Here is an 18,255-nt window from a genome sequence, read left to right on the forward strand (position 1 = left end):
ATGCATTGATTTATGAATTTCAGTTCGGATTTTTCTATTGCGGTTGTTACAGCATCCCTTGGTTCGGAGGGATAGATGAGCCTTTTAACATCAGACAGAATTACCGCTGTTCTAGGTCCCACCAATACTGGGAAAACCTATTTGGCGATGGAGCGTATGTTGGCATACAGCTCCGGTATGATTGGCTTCCCGCTTCGTCTTCTTGCCCGTGAAAATTATGACAAGGCTGTTGCTATCAAAGGCGCGGCCAAGTGCGCGCTCGTGACAGGTGAAGAAAAAATTCTGCCCAAAGGGGCAAGGTATTTTTTCTGTACTGTTGAATCCATGCCGGTGGATCGGCTTGTAGAATTCCTCGCGGTTGATGAGATCCAGTTGGCAGCGGATGAAGAGCGCGGCCACATCTTTACGGATCGGTTGCTCAATGCACGTGGCACGTCCGAGACCATGTTTATGGGCTCAACCACCATCGAACCAATTTTGAAGAAACTCATAAAAGGCATTGAGTTTGTAGAGCGCCCTAGATTCTCTAACCTTTCATTCTCTGGCAGCAAGAAGATTATCCGTTTGCCGCCGAGATCGGCCGTTGTGGCCTTTTCTGCGGCGGATGTTTATAGCCTTGCTGAAACTCTGCGCCGGCACCGTGGCGGGACCGCCGTGGTTCTTGGCTCACTTAGCCCCAGAACCCGGAATGCACAGGTCGAACTTTTTGAAAACGGGGATGTGGATTATCTGGTCGCCACGGATGCGATTGGGATGGGGTTGAACCTCAATGTTAATCACGTCGCTTTTTCCCGCATGGAAAAATTTGACGGTAGAATATCCCGATATCTGTATCCGGCAGAGGTAGGTCAGATTGCAGGCCGGGCTGGGCGCCATACAAGTGACGGCACTTTTGGCACGACCAATAATGTTGGTCCTCTCGACGAAGATTTAATAGCTCGCGTTGAAAACCACGAATACGAATCTCTTCGCATGCTCTATTGGCGCAACGGTGACTTGGACTATGGAACGCCAGAAACTCTTCTAAAGTCTTTGGAACGCCGTTCTGAAGAAAAAATCTTGATGAAGATAAGAGATGCTGAAGATCATCAGGCGCTAAGGGCGTTGGCCCAAGAGGCGACGGTACAAGACAGCGCGACATCCAAAGCAACGGTTAAGTTGCTTTGGGAGGTTTGTCAGGTGCCAGATTTCAGAAAAATCCTAACAGATCAACATATTCGGTTGCTTTCTCAGATGTATCATTATTTGATAAGCAACCGTAGGCTGTTGCCCGAAGACTGGGTTGCAGCTCAAATCAGAAGAATCGATCGTACAGATGGTGATATCGATACCTTGGTATCCCGCATATCTCATATCAGAACTTGGACCTATATAAGCCATAGGGCGGACTGGATTGAAGATAATGAGCATTGGCAAGGCGTAAGTCGTGCGATAGAAGATCGGTTATCAGACGCATTACATGATCGTCTTACTCAACGTTTTGTTGATAGACGTGCAGCAAAATTAGTACGAAGCCTCCAGGCGGGAGAAAATATAGTGTCGGCGGTAAAAGCAAATGGTGATGTGATTGTCGAGGGTGAACACCTTGGGCGTATCATTGGGTTCTCCTTTGTACTGGATGAAAGTTTACAGGGAACAGATATTAAGCCTGCCCTGACAGCAGCGCGTAAAACCTTGTTGAGCGAGATGCCAACACGGGTAACCGTTCTCGAAGAAGATAATGATGGTTCGTTCTTGCTCAATGATACGGGTGAGCTGACTTGGCGCGGGGTTCCTATTGGGAAGCTGATCAAAGGTGATGTGCCCCTGAGCCCTGCTGTTGATGTGTACTCTACCGAGTTCATTGATAGTGGGATGCGCGAAAAGATTCGCTTACGTCTTGTTGCATGGCTAGAGCGCCATCTGCGTGCGCAGCTGAAGCCGTTGTTTTATCTTTCGGATGCGACGCTGGAAGGCACTGCCCGGGGGATCGCATTTCAGGTCCTCGAGGGTCTCGGCCTCGTGCCACGCTATCTCTTACGCGATCAGATCAACGGTCTTAGCAAAACAGATCGTAAAGCTCTGGCTGACTTGGGGCTACGTCTTGGCCGCGAGAGTGTTTTCTTGCCGAATCTAAATCGACCCCGTCCTAGCCGCATCCGGGCCCTTTTATGGGCTGCTTGGAACGAAGTTGACGTTCCTGTCATGCCGGAATTCGAAGAAAGTAGCTTTCAGCCGGTGGCTTCGCAAACGGATGGATTCTGTGCATCGGTTGGTTATCGTCACCTTTCTGACCGGAAAGGCAGGGAGCTGGTGTTGCGTGCAGACGCCTTGGAGCGGGTATCGCACGAAGCCTATAAACTACTTCGCCTGAGTAAAGACAGTGGGGAAGAGAAGCCCGCCAAGAAATCAGCTACTGATACTGCTAAAGTAACAGAAATAGAGACGCCTTCGGTCGAAGCGCCTGTTGTTGAAGATACTGTTGTTTCTGAGGCTACGAATACAAATGCAGGCAGTACGGATTCTGGTGTCGATAAAGCTGCCGCTGTTGAAGCAGAAACAAAGTCCGCTGAGGCATCACCATCTGAGGCATCCAAAGAAGAGAGCACGCCTCAGTTACCTGCGGGATCTTTTGCCATCAATGATGAGATGCGTAAGGTATCTGGCTTGGATGATCAGGCAATCTCATTTGTGTTGAAGTCGCTTCGTTTCCATCCAAATCGCCTAAAAGGTGGAATTACGGCATTTAGTCAGCGGGCCCCAAGAAAACAGGATCCGAAGAAAAAAGAAGCACGGAAAAAGCAGGTTGAGGCTGAAAAGGCACGTATGGCTGATTCTCCCTTTGCTGTTCTTCAGGATATGTCCTTCAAACGTTAAGGGTTACGATTGATGGCTGCAGAAAGTAAAGAAACTCTGCGCATTGATAAGTGGCTTTGGTACGCGCGATTTTTTAAAACGCGAACGCTTGCAAGTGCTGTCTGTAATGGTGGTCGCGTCCGGGTTGGGGGCGCGACTGTCCGTAAATCGAGCCATGTTGTTAAGGTCGATGATGTCCTGACATTCACCCAGGGGCCAAATATCCGGGTGATCCGTATACTTGGCCTGGGCTCTCGTCGAGGTCCAGCCTCTGAAGCACAACAGCTCTATGAAGACCTGGCTCCAATAGAAAAAACTGCTTCTAGCTCAAATGTCGACAGTGGGGATGGTGGTGTCAGGGACCTGGGGTCCGGGCGTCCTACAAAAAAGGAACGCAGGGATACGGATAAGCTCCGGGGAGATTGATCAATTTTCGATAAATTTGAGTCCGGATCTAAAGCAGATGTGAAACAGAAAGCTGCTTATCGTGAGTTTTTACATGAAGTTTTATCCAAGCTAGAAGATTCGAGCCATATCGGTATATATCATCACGTCAGGCAAATACCTTATGGCGGTGTCGGACAGAGAGACCCGCAGCAGGTATACGAGCGCAATCTAGGAACCTGTTCTGGAAAACACGTTTTACTTCGTGATTTATTGCAGGCTGCGAATTACAACGCGGATGTGCTCAATATTTTTACCCATTTCAATAAATACATACCGTCACACTCCACGATGTCACCCCACCTTTTGGAATTGCTCGAAAATGGAGATGTTCCCGACTTCCATAATATAGTTCAGCTCAGCCTGAGTTCTAAAAACGGTAATGTAGACCGATACTTGCTTGATGCAACATGGCCGGATGCTATGGCGTGTTATGGATTTAAGATAAACAGTTCTTGGGCTGGTAGCGGCGACACGGTCTTAGCAGGACCTTTGCTCACTAGATATCCTGTTTGTTCATCTGTGGTGGAGCAAAAAGAGCAACTTTTACTTACCCTGAGCAAACCGGATCTTGAAAGACGAGCATTCTTTCTCGACCTTCTGACAAGCTGGATTTCTGATCAGGAATGATTATTTAGATCCTTGGTTAAGCAGATTTTCTAAATATGACGGATAGATTATTAGCTGGCATTTGGATGACCTCCTCAAGGGTGAGGCCGTTGGATTTGGCAACTTCTTCAACTGTGTTGAGGTCTCTTATTCCCCAGGAGTCATTTTGTTGGCGGAGAGAATAATCAAACTGACTATTACTGGGCGCTGTTTCTACACTATCTTGAAAAAAGGGGCCGTAGAGATAAAGAACGCCATCTTTTTTAAGAATGTCCGCTGCTCCTGATAATAAGCCGAGCGTTGCTTCCCAGGGCGAGATGTGAATCATGTTGATACAAGTGATCACATCTACGTTGTTAATTAGCTTATCCTGGGTTTTGGTCTCGAAGCTCCAATTATTTTGAATGACGTCAACATATACAGGGTTGAGTATGTTGCTAGATTCTGTATGGGCAATATGAGCGCAAATACTCGGAAATAAGTCTTTGTTATATTCAGTCGTCTGCCACTTTACGGGGGCTATTTTAGGTCCTATCCAAGCTGCGTGATCTCCTGTCCCACTGGCGATTTCAAGTAAAATCCCCTTATTTGGAAGGAATTTTTTAAGAACCTTATATATGAAATCACGATTTCTTTCCGCAGAAGGAGAAAATCGCCTCTTGTCTGTTTTGTGTTGGACGGGGCTTGAAGTTTTATCTGATGACATAATGTTTAAGTTTGTGGAGTTGTTTGCGGGCGGAAGTGACATTAAGTTAAGTATGAAACGTGATCACGAAATCATCAAGTTTACAGATTTTAGCAAATAAGCGTGAGGTAAGACCTTGTTCGGCCGTATTAAAGAGTTATTAGGAGAGTTGACCAAGCAGCCTGAAGGGGCACTGGTTAGTCACAGTGATAAAAAGGTAGCTGCAGCTGCATTGATGGTTGAAGCCGCGCGCATGGATGAAGATTTTGGTTCTGAAGAACGGACAAAAATCATTGAGTTGATTGAAAGTCGGCTTGGCTTAAGTTCTGATGATAGCCAGGAACTTCTTGCGCTCGCGGAAGAAAAATCAGGAGAATCCAGTCAGCTTTTTGGTTTTACGCGTGTTATTAAAAATAGTTATAGCCCTGAAGAACGATTAGATTTCATGGAAATGATGTGGGAAGTGGTTTACGCCGACGGTGAACTGCACCATTACGAAGGCAGCTTGATGCGACGTATTGCCGGATTGCTCTACGTTTCTGATCACGATAACGGTACTGCTAGGAAAAAAGCACTTGCTCGTTTAGGCCTGACAGGTTAGGCCCTGTGCAATAATTCTGGGAACCAGAGTTGGGATCAATGATCCCGAGTATTGGTCAGGAGCCAAATGGAGATTAGACGATGACATATGTCGTCCTGGAAAATTGCATTAAATGCAAATACATGGATTGCGTGGAAGTTTGCCCGGTAGATTGTTTCTATGAAGGTGAAAACATGCTCGTCATTCATCCGGATGAATGTATTGATTGCGGTGTGTGTGAGCCTGAATGTCCCGCTGAAGCGATATTACCCGATACTGACCCTGCGTCAGAGGCCGTGATGGAGCTCAACAAAAAGTGGGCAGACATTTGGCCTAATATCACTCAGTTGGGTGTGAAGCCGGATGATGCAGATGAATGGAATGGTGTTCCTGATAAGCTGGAAAAACATTTCAGTGAGAAACCTGGCGATACCGACGGGTAACGTTGGTTGAGCACCTTTGCCAGACAAAAGGTAGGGGTGCTCATCTATAGTGTGCTTAACTTTATGGCTATTAAGTCATATTTATCATGTGTTTGAGTAAAGTTCGGGCAATGTCACGAAAGGATATGAGAAATAATCCCTAAAATATCTATGCTGTTTTCGCGCAGCAGACATGCTCTACGTGAATATTGAAATTTTGTTAAATTTCCTGTATAAGAATATCGTGACAGACGGATGCTGAGAAGGTGATGGGTGCGATAAGAACACTCTCACAGAGTTAGTTTCACATTTATGGATAGATTTACCCCCGCCAATTTTTTTTTAATTGAGTGGGGAGGTCTTGTCTGTGCGTGTTTTGGTATATTTTCTGCCGCATACACTTAATGCTGCATTTGGTGGGTTGGTAAATCCTTAAATGTGACTATATGAATATACAGCCTGTGATGTCAGGTGGTTAAAACGGAGAGACAAGATCCTATGGGTAAGCAGATAGAATACAGTGCTGGTGATTACGTGGTCTATCCAACACATGGTGTAGGGCGTGTTCAAGGCATTGAAACCCAGGAAATTTCTGGTGTTACTCTTGAATTACTTATTGTGACCTTTGAACAAGACAGGATGACTTTACGTGTCCCAATGGCACGTGCAGAAAGCTCTGGCCTGCGTAAATTGTCCAGCCGTAAACTTATGGAAGATGCCCTTACAACTTTAAAGGGTCGTTCACGTGCAAAGCGGACAATGTGGAGCCGTCGAGCACAGGAATACGAATTGAAAATTAACTCAGGTGATCCTGTGATGATCGCGGAAGTGGTTCGTGACCTTCACCGTGGTCCAGAACAGCCTGAACAATCATTCAGTGAACGTCAAATGTACCAAGCAGCTCTTGAGCGTTTGGCTCGTGAATTTGCTGCCGTTGAAGATATTGATGAAGATTCTGCTGCGGTAAAACTAGAAGAAATGCTTGCAGCAGCCTAGTTTTCCGGAGAACATGTAAAGCGCGGCTCCGTTTACGCGGAGCCGCGCTTGATTCTTCTTCGCTTTAACCGCTCGTTAGTTTGAGCAAAAGAGCTGGAAAATTAGTTGAGAATGGCCCGATAGGTAAATTTGGAAACTCTTCCAAGGTACATCTTACACTATTGCTGTTTGGGTCATGCGGCTCTGGAATTGAATAGTTTCCAGAGATACTGTTTGAGGGCCATGGGTTTCTTGGATTAATCGACTTATTTTCTCGTTCTAGCTGTAGACAGGGGTACCGTCCTTTCAAATGGGCGACCGTCAAAAATTTGCTGTCCTAACTGCTACACACCGTATTTGGGCCATTGGGGCCATTCACGGTGAAGTGGAACAATTGCGCCATATTCATGGGGCTTTGGAAACACGCCTCAAGCGTGGAGATAGAATAGTCTATCTTGGCAACTTTATGGGGCAGGGTTCTCATACCTGCGAAACCTTAGACGAGTTGATTTCTTTCCGTCGCTTCTTTTTGGCCAGATATCAAAACTTCCCTCGTGACATTGTATATCTTCGCGGCTCCCAGGAAGAGATGTGGCAAAAGCTTTTACAGCTTCAATTTGCTACTGACCCAAGGGGTGTGTTGCAGTGGATGCTTGATCAGGGTGTTGGTGCATCTCTTAGCGCCTATGGTTTTGATCCCAAAGAAGGTTTTAGGGAAGCTGCGGCGGGGGCAATGCAATTGACGCGATGGACAAACAAGGTTCGTCGTGCGATGCAGGAGAAGCCGGGGCATTACCAAGTTCTTGGGGAGCTAAAGCGGGCCGCTTACCCAAACAATGGGACAACACTTTTTGTAAACAGTGGGATTAACCCTAGTCGTCCTCTCGAGACTCAAAAAGATAGTTTTTGGTGGGCGAATAAAGGCTTTTCTCGTTTGAATGAAAACTTTGGTCCCTTTACCCGATTGATACGGGGCTACGATCCAAACCATGCGGGGGTTGCTTATACCAAACACTCCGTGACTGTGGATGGTGGCTGTGGTTTCGGTGGCAAGCTGGTTGCTGCTTGTATGGCTTTGGACGGTCAAGTCATCGAACTTTTGGAAAGCTGATGCGTCGGGCAGACCGATTGTTCCGTCTCGTTCAAATTCTCCGTAGGGGCAAGTTGATTACCGCGGCGAGCTTAGCCGAAGAGCTGGAGATCTCCACGCGGACCGTCTATCGTGATATTAAGGATTTGATCTGCTCAGGGGTCCCTGTCGAAGGGGAGGCTGGTGTTGGCTATTTACTATACGAAGGTTATGACCTGCCGCCTTTGATGTTTGATCCTGAAGAACTTGAAGCCTTGGCCTTTGGTATGACGATGGTACAGGCCTGGGCCGATCCGAAGTTGGCACGGGCGGCGACTGATGTTTTGCAAAAAATAGAGAGTGTTCTCCCTGATCCCTTACGTCCCCGTCTGGCAAAGCCAAGCTTGGTCGCGCATGGCGATGCCCTTCCTGAACCCATAACCATCGATGTCGGCGACCTGAGGTTGGCTATTCGTAGTCAAGCTAAGGTATTGCTGAACTATCGGGATGGTAAGGGGGATAAAAGCCAACGTGTTCTCTGGCCTCTAGGTCTTCAACTCTATCGTGCAATATGGATGCTTGGTGCATGGTGTGAGCTTCGACAGGGTTTTCGCGTTTTCAGGTTGGATCGAATAGAGCAAATGATTGTTCTAAAAGAAGAATTTCCTCACGAACGCGGGAAAACACACGATGATTTCCTCCGCCATTTAGAGCGCGAAAGCTCGGCCTGATCATTGTGAGCGTTTATGGGTTAGTTTAATAAAAAATACCGACGCTGAATTTCGTCGTATAGGCCATTTTCCTTTATGGATTGAAGTCCGGCCCTGAATTTGTTGACGAGTTCTGTGTCTGAGTTTTTATTGAAGGCCATGTAGAGAGAGCCTGATAGTTCCAGTAACGGGTTTATTTTTTCGAACTTGGATAAATCTAAACCCATTGAACGAACAATATAAACAAAAGAAGCATCGTCGTAGGCAATGAGGTCTACCCTGCCTGATAAAAGCTTTTTGATGTTTATTGAGTCGTGGTTAGAAATGTCGAAGGTTACGAAACCCTTACGCCGCAAGTAGGTCGTGATAACATCTTCACGAGAGACCCCGACTAGATAGTTTTTTGCATCGCTTAGGGTGTGAACTTTAATATTTGTATTGGATTTCAGTTTGTAGAGTGAAGTACTGTAAGGGGCTATCTTGCCGACCCATTGAAATTGCTCCTCTCTTTCTGGAATCCGCACAATTGAATAGATCAGGTGATTTTTTCGTTGTTGAGCTATTTTGTACGCCCTGGCCCAGGGGTAAAAATTAATTTCGGCCTGGACATCGATCTCCTGCAAAACCGCTTGAATTACCTCTGTTGAAAGCCCCTTTGCGTTCGAATCTTCTTGGTAATTATACGGGGGAAACTCTTCCGTAACGATGTGTACGGTATCGGCTATAACAGTTTTGGTGCACAAAACACATAAGGCGATTGCCAATAACAATTTGGCACTTCTCCGCTTTGTTGAGTAGATTTAGGATTTCAAATAGAGCATAGATTGATTATCTGGAATGGATGATTGTCTAATTTTGAGTTTGAAGTATTCGGTATCCTTGATGCCTCTGGCTCGCTTACGGATCATTCCTATACTGACATTACCAGCCTCTATCCTGGCGCTTGTGAGCTTGTGTTTGGCGTAGTTGCAGATGCCCACACAATGTTTCCGTAGGGATTTCGCGAACTTTTTTAGATAGAGCATCTGTGACTGATCTGCTATCAGGCACCAACGTTCCAGTTGCTCCGCCATCGCCTCAAATGAAGCGGCACTCCACAGCAGCTGAAGCTGTTCTTTCAAGACGTAAAGTGCATTCAGGTTGCTATTGCTCTCCAGCAACCTTTGCAGCTTGTCACTTTGTTTTTCACTCAACTTATCCGCATTTTTGAGCAACAGATAATGTGTCCCTTTCATCAACTCTTTACCACTTGGATCGGCCTTTCTGAACTCAAGTCGACGCTGATTATGGATAGCTTTGCTGTAGTTTTTCATGACGTGGAAACGGTCAAATACTATGTCGGCCAACGGCAAGGACTCTCTGACAGCCTTTTGGTAGGCAGGCCCCATATCCATCGCTACGGCCTTTATTTTGCAGGCTGTATCTGGTTGCAGTTGTTTCAAAAACCTTGAAAAAACCTCGGCAGTTCGGCCTGCTTCAACCCAGATCAGATGACCGCCAACCATATCGTAGACCACCGTCATGTAGTCATGACCTTTCGCCCGGGCAACTTCATCTACACCAATATATTCCAAGCCAGTTAGCTCTGCAGGATCAAGCGTAGGGAGAGTTTCAATAAGGTATGCCCTGTCGATATTCTTGACCGTTTCCCATCGTATATCCAAATGTCTGGAAACCGCTTGAATAGACATATGCCGACATAATCCACTGATCAGTCGGCAAAATCGGTGAGTGAAACGGCACCCTTTATCAACAAAATCACACCCCTCAATGCGGCGTTCGCCCTTGTTAATATAAACCTGCGCCAGCTCAATCTCGACCACACAAGGATACCCAAAAAGGGGGATGTCGTTTACTTGTCGGCGGACATGCTGGTTGATGCTTCCCTTCTGGCCTGTAGCAGGGTCTATAGCCCTCCTACGCGCGTCTCGGCTGCAGTGAATGACAATCTTAACACCGCCGTCATCCAGTTTAATTTCATTTACACGTTGCCCTTTGAGGCCTAAAATATGCTGCGAGATGTTGATTGTCATATACCTGCTCTATGTAAAGTTATCAGAAACCATACATATCAACAGGTTACTTGGCGGTCGGCATCTTTTTCTACTCAACAAAGCGGAGAAGAGCCAACAATTTCATGTCGAATACCTAGAGCAAGGGAGACCTATGTTTGTGCTCTAAGTATTTCATAAATGGTTTAACAAACAGGAAAATGATACTTCGATTATGATTCTGTATTCTTGGCAGAGTTCGTGAGCTCATAGGCCTCAGTTTTGTTTCCCTGTCCCCTTAAAGAGAAGTTACCCTTATGTTCGGTACTCATATCTGTTTCTTTGTTGATGTGATTCCATGTAGTTGATGAGATAAGTGTCTTGGCGGTTTGAGTACTTTCGTTAAGAACTTCTTTACCGAGGCTTTCCAAACGCTGGGCTGTGTTTACCGTATCACCAATCAGAGTGTAGTTTACCCGTCCCTTAGCCCCGATGTTCCCGGCAACGGCTAAACCACTATGAATGCCAATTCTGATATGTATTGGTTCTAGGCCTTGTTTTTGCCGGACTTTATTGTCCTCTTGTAGGGTTTTCTCTATTGCCAAGGCAGCACGACAGGCCCGTTGCGCGTGATCTTCCTGGATTGAAGGCGCGCCCCAGAAAGCCATGATTGAATCGCCGATGTATTTATCGATCGTGCCGTCTTCTGCTTCGATTTTTGCGCCCAAAAGGTCGAAATGATGATTAAGGAGGCCAGCAAGCTCTCGTGCGGGCATGCTTTCGCTCAAGGCCGTGAAGCCTACGATATCGGTAAACATAACCGTGATCTCACGTTCCTCAGATGCGATGCCCTCACCATCGGTGTCCATCAACTGTTTGACCAATTTTTTGGGAACATAGTTCTCAAACCACTTTAATCCACTGAGCATGGAATTATAGGCATTGGCAGCGGTGTCGAGCTCTCTGAACATGGATCCAGGCAGGCGCTCTGCATGGGCGAGATCAAGCTGTCCTACTTGCTGAGAAGCGTGGGAAAGTCTTTGCAAAGGTCTGGCGATAAACTTGCCTGCAAGGAAAATTGTAACCACAGTTATAAGGGCAATAACCAGGGCCAACACACCCGTGAACCAAAGGCGTTCGTAATAACCTTCGAGCTCGCCTTCCATAAAATAAATCCCGAGAGTGAGGTCATTAAAACCATAGTCGGAAAAACTTGTGTGTAAAAAGGTAAGTTCACCTGCGAAGGAATCAACTGCATGGCCCTTGATTTCCCCTTTGCCGAGGACTTCGCTAAATTCAAAAAGTGGTTCGTCCCAGATTTTGCGTAGGTTGCCATCGATCACCTGGTTTAAGGTCGGGAGTGGATTATCTGCTGTCAGACCGGACCTACTCATATCGATCAAGGAAGGGTGGGCCAGAACTTTGTTCCGATCCATAAGAAGATAGGTGTGATTCCCGGTCTCTTTATCCAGTTTATTAAGGTACTCGGACAGGGAGCTGATCGAAATAATCGCGCCCATTGCGCCTATATATACATCGTCTTTGTAAACTGGATGGAAGACGGAAATGTGCGGCTCTTTCACCTCTTCGATCCAGATGATGCCGCCCCAATAAATTCCATCCGCATTTCTGAGCTCTTGCAGAAGTGCTGCGAAACGATATTCGTTATCGCCTTTCTTGTTCCTGCTGAAAAATGACGTATCGTCGAGCCATCCGGCTTGTATAGAGGAGCCATCTGTTCGCATCAAAGTCATGCCCCGAACCTGGGGAGTGGCAGCCAGAGCCCCTTTGATCGTTTGGGTTATCGCTTTCTCATCACGAGGATCAAGCAGGCCTTGCTCTACCAGATCTGCCATATAGGTGACCTGGCGGGCAGCGGCAGTAAGATTGTTGTCGATGTGAGAGCGGATCGACCCGAAACTGATCTCGGTGACTTCCTGAGTAAGGGCAAAGGTATTGTCCTTAGCTGTATCAAAAGATAGCCAAATCACGATGGCCAGAGCAACCATAGTCATGCCCCCAAAGCCAAAGGATAGTGCCATTGCGAGTGAAGGACGCCAGTGTTGCTTCATGGCACAATCTGTTCTGCTTGAGATTGTTTTTGAGGTATTTTCCTCAGTTACTCTTGCCAATATCGGGTCCTACTCACTCGGTAATAAGTTTGATTTTTTGGCCGCGTTGCAAGCGACTGTTTTTGTTGAGACCGTTGAGAACCAATAATCTTTCCAGTTTGTAATCGGCAAAAGGCATTTTTTTAGCAAGGCTGGTCACGGTTTCACCGGAACGTACAGTATGAATTTTAAGGCGGTAGGGCTTCAGCTTAGCAGCTTCGGACCGGGAGAGCTTCCTGAAAGAATATGTTGTGCGCCGGAAGTCTTCTGACAAGCTATTTGTTTGATTTGGGTTTGTAATAAAGGTGAAACGGTAAACTTTGTTACCGTCAAACCGGATCGCGATCAGTCGAAAATCTCGTTTACCGTTTCTGCCATTAATACTGATACTGCCTGTAACGGCCTCCATGCCGTTGATGGTGATTTTTTCAACGTTTCTGATATCAGCTTTCTCGGCCCACTTATTCACAACATAGTTTTTGAGGCTACCGTTAAATTCGCCCTTGGCGCTGTCAAAAATAATGACGGAATCGCTGGGACCAACGGCGGCCACCTTGGTTTTAGAGTTGATAAGGCGAAAACCCTTTGGCGCGGTAAAGGTGAGCTTGAGTTCGGGGTGGGAGAATTTTTGCCCCCGGATGTACCCCTGACTAGGGTCGTCCCCGTAAAGCATGCCGTCAATCTTCTTTAGATAGACATCGCGACCGACGATGGGGTTTTTAACAGTGGTTGTGCCTGCCTGTTTGATCGCGCGATCAATCCGATCAGCGGTACGCGGGTGGGTTTGCATGATGTTGAATTTATCGGCGCGACCGGGGTCGCCGGCTATGGTCGCGTCCAGGCGACTGCTGGCCTGGAGCTGGGTTAAGAACTCTCCCATGCCATTGGGATCAAATCCACCGCGAGTGAGATAGCGCACGCCGAGAAGATCTGCTTCAAATTCCTGTTCGCGAGAGAACCCGGTAACTGCTAGGTTGCCCACGGTATTAACCGCCCGGGCAGCCTCGCCACTGCCTGTGAGTATACCAACCCCCGCGGCAAGAATTCCTGCTGTCAGGGTAGATCCGTAGCGCTCTGCAGAGTGCTTGGCAGTGACATGTCCTATTTCGTGTGCAATCACCCCGGCAAGCTCGGCTTCATCATTGGCGAGCGCGAGAAGGCCGCGGGTGGTGTAAACATAACCGCCGGGTAGGGCAAAGGCATTGACCACGGGACTGTCGAGCAGGGTGAAGGTGAACTTCTGGTTCGGAGTTTCCGATGTTTTGCCCAGGAAAGTGCCAAGCTTTGTGATGTAATTGGTCAGTGCCGGATCTTCGTCGTATACCCCGCCAAATTCCTTGACGATCTTGACGTGTTCGGTGCGGCCGACTTCCTGTTCTTGTTCCGGAGACATGCCGCCATTAAAAAACGTTCGCCCGGTCGCCTCGGATGTGGAACAGGCCGATAGCAGCGGTCCGGTCGCAATCAAGGCAATGGCGAGCAAGGGTTTTCTATAAGAAGACAGTTTTGAATAAGTCATCGGTCTTATGCATCTCACTTGGGAGTTCTAGGCTAAGTTAACGTAACGATTTTGATCGTAGCTTAAGAAATTTATCTGGAAATTATGTCTTTTCTTCGACCTCAAGGCCACTTTCTTTCCAGGCGCCAAAGCCGCCTTTCATGTGGCTGACCCTTGCCACTCCCATATCCTGCAAGGTCTTGGCGGCGAGGGCGGAGCGCCAGCCAGAGGCGCAGTGAAGAATGAAATGATGATCTGGAGACAGGGCTTCCTTGTAATAGGGGCTGCCGGGGGCAATCCAGAATTCCAGCATGCCGCGTGGACAGTGAAAGCTGCCGGGGATCTTGCCTTCGCGGCCCAGTTCACGCACGTCCCTGATGTCGAGCAACAGCACGTTATCTTGGCTGAGAAGTTCTTTGATCTCAGCGGGTGAGTGTTCTGTGATTTCCGTACAAGCGACTTCTAGCAGCGCCTTCAGGCTGACCTCGGAAGAGGCCTTCTGATTTTGTGACATGATTTCCCGATCCCTATTTTAAGTAACCCTTATTATGGGTCTTATTCTTGATTTAGAATTTCCAGCTGTTCCGGATTGTGCAGGGATATCATAGGGCCGTTTTCCCAGAACAGCCAGCCCCGGATGCGGATCGGGTGATCTTTCAGCGCGAGCAGGGATTGCCCCTTGTCGGCGAATTTATGACGCATGTCTTTGGCGAGCTTGATGGTGAAATCCTCGCGCCAGTTGTCACCAAAATTCAGGTAGATCACGCCCCTAACCTCGGCGGTTTTATGGATGGTACCTTCGATAATCTGAAAGCGGTCCATCCGGGCCTTGGGAATATCCGGCGTGAGCGGTTTAAAGGCCTTGAGTGACCAGATGCCCTTTTCCTGCTTGCGGGCGTTGGCTTCAATGCCGAGCAGAAGCGGCGTGGTTGTCGGAGAGCTTTCCGTGGCTTCGACCCGGGCCAGTCCCTGGTGAAACAGACTGTGTTGTAACCAGTGACCGTCAGCGCTTTGGATATGGGCGTGCAGCCGGTTATAGCGATCGTGGAACGAGCTACCTTTATCGATGTAAACCCGTCTTCCCACCATATGTTGCTGGTGATAACCCTGGATTTCTTTAACCAGAGTACAGACTTTCGGCAGGCGCTCACAATCCCCTGCTTTGGGCAGCATGAGTTCTGCGGGCCGCAAAATCTCTCCGGACTTCAGGATAAAATCACCCTCTTCGTTCATCGCCATGACTTCAACCTGCTGGTCAAAACTCAGGGCCGTTTGCGCGCGCACCGGACCAAAAGTGATCCCCGCCATAAACAAAGCCAATAATAGCGCCAATAATAGAGGGCGGGCAAAGAGAGGAAGCGCTAACAGGATCAGGGCTTTTAAAGAAGACATAGTCCCGTCATAGTGTGAGGAGTAACCGCTTGCAACCATTAATGGAATTTTTTGATGAGCCGCCAAGACCCCTTTCCTGAAATTGAACCCTATGATTTCGGCTTTCTTTCTGTTGGAGATGGCCACGAAATTTATTGGGAAACATCGGGAAATCCAGATGGTAAGCCGGTTGTTTTTGTCCACGGCGGTCCCGGCGGCGGCACCGCCCCCAAACAGCGTCAGTTCTTTGACCCGGCCCATTATCGCATTGTGTTGTTCGATCAACGCGGGTGTGGCAAGTCGATCCCGCTGGGCTCGCTGGTCAATAATGATACCCAGCACCTGATTTCCGATATGGAGGCCTTGCGCACGCAGCTTGATATCGAAAGCTGGGTTGTCTTTGGCGGGTCCTGGGGCAGCACCCTGTCTCTCGCCTATGCTCAGGCCCATCCCGCGCGGACAGAGGCCTTGATTCTTAGGGGGATCTTCCTCTCGCGGCAGAAAGAGTTGGACTGGTTTATGTCGAGCGACGGCATGGGCGCGATCTTCCCAGAGGCCTATGACGATTTTATCGCCAGTCTTCCTGAAGAAGAGCACGGCGATATCTTTAATTCTTTCTACACAAGACTGACCGACCCGGATCCGGCCATACACATGCCGGTTGCAAAGGCGTGGAGTGGTTATGAGGGATCGTGTGTCAGCCTGGTGCCTGACCCTGAAATCGTCGCGGCGTCGCGGATGGATAACAAAGCCCTGAGCACCGCCCGGATTGAAGCCCACTATTTCAAACACCGAAGCTTCCTGCCCGAAGAGGGCCTGCTCGGCCATATGGATACTATCCGGCACATCCCCGCTGTTATCGTGCACGGCCGCTATGACATCGTCTGCCCGATCACCACGGCGTATGAGCTCTCCAAGGCCTGGCCGGAAGCAGAGTTCAGGGTCATCGACGCCGCCGGACACTCCGCCAGCGATCCCGGCATCTGCTCTGCCCTGGTCGAAGCCACCGAAAAGTATAAGAGCCTCTAGGGTTCAAGAACCTCTAGAGTTCAATAGTCTAGGAAGTATAAAACACCTGGTTAGCCAAGGGGCATAACTCGGGGATCAAAAAGCTTTTACAGAGAGATTTTCGCCCCTTGGCAGCGACGGATCTCTCGATTATACAGAGTACAAGTGGTCCCGTAGCTCAGCAGGATAGAGCATCAGATTCCTAATCTGAGGGTCACGCGTTCGAATCGCGTCGGGATCACCATTTCTACTTCTCCCCGTCGAACATCTTGGTCAGCACGAACAGGCTGAGCGCGACGGAGGGGCCGATGAGCAGGGCGAACAATACCGTGCCGAGGCCGACGACACCGCCCAGGGTCCAGCCGGCGATAACCGCGCCGAGCTCTATGCCAGATCTAACCCAGGCTATGGGAAAGTTGGTCAGTTGCTGTAGTCCGGTCATCAAGCCGTCTCTGGGGCCGGGGCCCAAATTGGCGATCAGGTAAATGCCGCCGCCTAATCCGGTCACCAGAACACCTGATATGGCGAGTAAGATCTGAAACAGATAGGTTTCGGGCCTGGGCATGTAGGGCAGGGCGAATTCGAACACCAGGGCGATGATAACGGCGTTCAGGATGGTGCCGATGCCCGGTACCTGTTTGAGCGGCCACCACAGCACAAGCACGGTCAGGCTGACAATAAAGGTCGATAACCCGATGCTCCAGCCGGTTTTGTTGCTCACACCCTGCGCAAGCACAGTCCAGGGGCTCACGCCTGTTCCCGCGGCGATCAGAAGCGCTTCCCCAAGGCCAAATATGACCAGGCCAACCACCAGTAGCAACACGGTGACAAGGTCGGGCCGTAAATTCAGCGGCTTTGGCGAGCTCCAGGACAGGGAGGGGATACCCTTGACCGACAGGAATGAGAGAGAGGAAAGTACTTTCATTAAAACCTACGCATCACAAACTACCCATCATAACCCACGCATCACAACCCACGCATCCTGTGAGATCTGAGCATGTGGGTCTGGGTTTTTGCCGTGGTAATAACGTCCAGTAATTTGTCGCGGTCCCGGGGCAGATTACCCGCCAGTGGCAAGCAGTTCGACGCATGGTTGGAGCGAAAGATTACCGGCTTTGGCGGGTCGAGGAGCTTGAGCAACTGCTCCTGCTCGATGAGAATGGCATCGTCATCCTGAAACTCAAACCCCGCTTCCTGTCCTGCCATGAACTCATCAACCACCCCTTCATCGAGGGTGAGTTGAAGGGTTGAGAGATAGGTCGGCGGATGTTCATTGATCAGTTTTGCCGTCCCCGCAATGTGGTCTTCCCACCCTGCGCGCCCGGCGAGCCCCAGGATCACGGTCGCAGACACTTTCAACCCTGCCGCATTGGCATTGTCCAATGCCATGCCATGGGTCTTTTGCGAGGCCCCTTTGATCACGCGCTTGAGGACGTCCGTCGATCCTGATTCTATCCCCATGTAGACGAAGTTAAGCTTCATAGATTTCAGCTCACGCAATTCATCAACGGATTTGTCGATCAGGTTCTTGGGCGTTGCATAGGCCGACACCCTTGTCAGCGCGGGGAAGGTTTCGTGCAGTTTGTTGAGGATCGCGCGCAGTGTATCCATCGACAGGGTGAGGGCATCGCCATCGGCCAGGAATACGCGGCTTGCCGTGGGCCACTCACGCGCCGCTCTGTCTATATCTGCGAATACCTGCTCCAGCGGTCGGGCGATGTAGGACTTCGTCTTATACATAGAGCAAAAGGTGCAATAGTTTGCAGAGCACCCAAGAGTGGCCTGTATGATCAGGTTATTACCTTCACTCGGAGGGCGATAGAGCGGCATATCGTAAAAAATTGCAATTCCTCCAACGGGAGATTTTTCCATAGGAGGCACCACAGTAAAAGGCCCCCAACGGGAGGCATCATATTAAATGGCCTCCAAAGGAGGGCACCATAGCAA

The 18,255-nt window shown here is 48.8% G+C and carries 19 protein-coding genes and 1 tRNA gene; 11 read left to right on the top strand and 9 right to left on the bottom strand.

Features of this window, described 5'->3' with window-relative positions:
* Nucleotides 1-75: 75 nt before the first annotated feature.
* Genes ACOGW3_RS12855 through ACOGW3_RS12865 form a run of 3 tightly spaced genes read left to right on the top strand, consistent with a single transcriptional unit; the run spans nucleotide 76 to nucleotide 3,909 of the window.
* Complete coding sequence (locus tag ACOGW3_RS12855) at nucleotides 76-2,856, top strand: helicase-related protein (protein WP_419903338.1); 2,781 nt, start codon at nucleotides 76-78, stop codon at nucleotides 2,854-2,856.
* 12 nt (nucleotides 2,857-2,868) lie between these two features.
* Nucleotides 2,869-3,261: an RNA-binding S4 domain-containing protein gene (locus ACOGW3_RS12860; RefSeq protein WP_419903339.1), complete on the top strand. Its 393-nt coding sequence runs from the start codon at nucleotides 2,869-2,871 to the stop codon at nucleotides 3,259-3,261.
* Nucleotides 3,262-3,300: 39 nt separating this feature from the next.
* On the top strand, nucleotides 3,301-3,909 hold the full coding sequence (locus ACOGW3_RS12865; protein ID WP_419903340.1) for a hypothetical protein: 609 nt from the start codon (nucleotides 3,301-3,303) through the stop codon (nucleotides 3,907-3,909).
* 16 nt (nucleotides 3,910-3,925) lie between these two features.
* Here the strand turns inward: ACOGW3_RS12865 and ACOGW3_RS12870 are convergent, their stop codons facing one another.
* Nucleotides 3,926-4,594, bottom strand: a complete 669-nt coding sequence (locus ACOGW3_RS12870; RefSeq protein WP_419903341.1) for a DUF938 domain-containing protein — start codon at nucleotides 4,592-4,594, stop codon at nucleotides 3,926-3,928.
* Nucleotides 4,595-4,742: 148 nt separating this feature from the next.
* Here ACOGW3_RS12870 and ACOGW3_RS12875 point away from each other — a divergent pair, with 148 nt between their 5' ends.
* The 5 genes from ACOGW3_RS12875 (at nucleotide 4,743) to ACOGW3_RS12895 (ending at nucleotide 8,350) form a co-directional block, all read left to right on the top strand.
* Nucleotides 4,743-5,174 (top strand): TerB family tellurite resistance protein, encoded by a 432-nt coding sequence (locus tag ACOGW3_RS12875; RefSeq protein WP_419903342.1) that lies wholly within the window; start codon nucleotides 4,743-4,745, stop codon nucleotides 5,172-5,174.
* A gap of 80 nt (nucleotides 5,175-5,254) precedes the next feature.
* Complete coding sequence (gene fdxA / locus ACOGW3_RS12880; protein ID WP_419903343.1) at nucleotides 5,255-5,596, top strand: ferredoxin FdxA; 342 nt, start codon at nucleotides 5,255-5,257, stop codon at nucleotides 5,594-5,596.
* 477 nt (nucleotides 5,597-6,073) lie between these two features.
* Nucleotides 6,074-6,571, top strand: a complete 498-nt coding sequence (locus tag ACOGW3_RS12885; protein WP_419903344.1) for a CarD family transcriptional regulator — start codon at nucleotides 6,074-6,076, stop codon at nucleotides 6,569-6,571.
* Between the two features lie 289 nt (nucleotides 6,572-6,860).
* Complete coding sequence (locus ACOGW3_RS12890; RefSeq protein WP_419903345.1) at nucleotides 6,861-7,661, top strand: hypothetical protein; 801 nt, start codon at nucleotides 6,861-6,863, stop codon at nucleotides 7,659-7,661.
* Nucleotides 7,661-8,350, top strand: a complete 690-nt coding sequence (locus ACOGW3_RS12895; RefSeq protein ID WP_419903346.1) for a helix-turn-helix transcriptional regulator — start codon at nucleotides 7,661-7,663, stop codon at nucleotides 8,348-8,350. Before ACOGW3_RS12890 ends, ACOGW3_RS12895 begins: the two co-directional genes overlap by 1 nt.
* Before the next feature lie 20 nt (nucleotides 8,351-8,370).
* On the opposite strand, the gene ACOGW3_RS12900 is transcribed toward ACOGW3_RS12895, so the two are convergent.
* Together ACOGW3_RS12900 and ACOGW3_RS12905 are read right to left on the bottom strand one after the other, a co-directional pair.
* Nucleotides 8,371-9,099: a substrate-binding periplasmic protein gene (locus tag ACOGW3_RS12900; protein WP_419903347.1), complete on the bottom strand. Its 729-nt coding sequence runs from the start codon at nucleotides 9,097-9,099 to the stop codon at nucleotides 8,371-8,373.
* A 30-nt stretch (nucleotides 9,100-9,129) separates the two neighbouring features.
* Nucleotides 9,130-10,362 carry an ISL3 family transposase gene (locus ACOGW3_RS12905; RefSeq protein ID WP_419901077.1) on the bottom strand — a complete coding sequence of 411 codons (1,233 nt, stop codon included), beginning with the start codon at nucleotides 10,360-10,362 and terminating at the stop codon, nucleotides 9,130-9,132.
* Here ACOGW3_RS12905 and ACOGW3_RS12910 point away from each other — a divergent pair.
* Nucleotides 10,349-10,510: a hypothetical protein gene (locus ACOGW3_RS12910; protein ID WP_419903348.1), complete on the top strand. Its 162-nt coding sequence runs from the start codon at nucleotides 10,349-10,351 to the stop codon at nucleotides 10,508-10,510. The two genes, ACOGW3_RS12905 and ACOGW3_RS12910, sit on opposite strands and share 14 nt — an antisense overlap.
* 43 nt (nucleotides 10,511-10,553) lie before the next feature.
* Here ACOGW3_RS12910 and ACOGW3_RS12915 read toward each other — a convergent pair whose 3' ends face one another.
* The 4 genes from ACOGW3_RS12915 to ACOGW3_RS12930 form a co-directional block, all read right to left on the bottom strand.
* A complete protein-coding gene (locus ACOGW3_RS12915; protein ID WP_419903349.1) occupies nucleotides 10,554-12,392 on the bottom strand; it encodes an adenylate/guanylate cyclase domain-containing protein in 1,839 nt (612 codons plus the stop codon).
* A gap of 73 nt (nucleotides 12,393-12,465) precedes the next feature.
* On the bottom strand, nucleotides 12,466-13,950 hold the full coding sequence (locus tag ACOGW3_RS12920) for a M48 family metalloprotease (protein ID WP_419903350.1): 1,485 nt from the start codon (nucleotides 13,948-13,950) through the stop codon (nucleotides 12,466-12,468).
* A gap of 82 nt (nucleotides 13,951-14,032) precedes the next feature.
* Nucleotides 14,033-14,443 (bottom strand): rhodanese-like domain-containing protein, encoded by a 411-nt coding sequence (locus ACOGW3_RS12925; protein WP_419903351.1) that lies wholly within the window; start codon nucleotides 14,441-14,443, stop codon nucleotides 14,033-14,035.
* A 41-nt stretch (nucleotides 14,444-14,484) separates the two neighbouring features.
* Nucleotides 14,485-15,387 carry a thermonuclease family protein gene (locus tag ACOGW3_RS12930; RefSeq protein WP_419903352.1) on the bottom strand — a complete coding sequence of 301 codons (903 nt, stop codon included), beginning with the start codon at nucleotides 15,385-15,387 and terminating at the stop codon, nucleotides 14,485-14,487.
* On the opposite strand from ACOGW3_RS12930, the gene pip reads away from it, so the two are divergent.
* On the top strand, nucleotides 15,376-16,329 hold the full coding sequence (gene pip, locus ACOGW3_RS12935) for a prolyl aminopeptidase (protein ID WP_419903353.1): 954 nt from the start codon (nucleotides 15,376-15,378) through the stop codon (nucleotides 16,327-16,329). The genes ACOGW3_RS12930 and pip overlap by 12 nt on opposite strands.
* Nucleotides 16,330-16,475: 146 nt before the next feature.
* Nucleotides 16,476-16,552 (top strand) — tRNA-Arg (locus tag ACOGW3_RS12940).
* Nucleotides 16,553-16,555: 3 nt separating this feature from the next.
* On the opposite strand, the gene ACOGW3_RS12945 is transcribed toward ACOGW3_RS12940, so the two are convergent.
* Both ACOGW3_RS12945 and ACOGW3_RS12950 read right to left on the bottom strand, forming a co-directional pair.
* Entirely contained in the window at nucleotides 16,556-17,233 is a 678-nt protein-coding gene (locus ACOGW3_RS12945; RefSeq protein ID WP_419903354.1) for a YczE/YyaS/YitT family protein, read from the bottom strand.
* Nucleotides 17,234-17,274: 41 nt separating this feature from the next.
* Nucleotides 17,275-18,180, bottom strand: a complete 906-nt coding sequence (locus tag ACOGW3_RS12950; protein ID WP_419903355.1) for a radical SAM protein — start codon at nucleotides 18,178-18,180, stop codon at nucleotides 17,275-17,277.
* Nucleotides 18,181-18,255: the final 75 nt, after the last annotated feature.

It is taken from the genome of Kiloniella sp. (assembly GCF_965205715.1).
Lineage (GTDB): Bacteria > Pseudomonadota > Alphaproteobacteria > Kiloniellales > Kiloniellaceae > Kiloniella.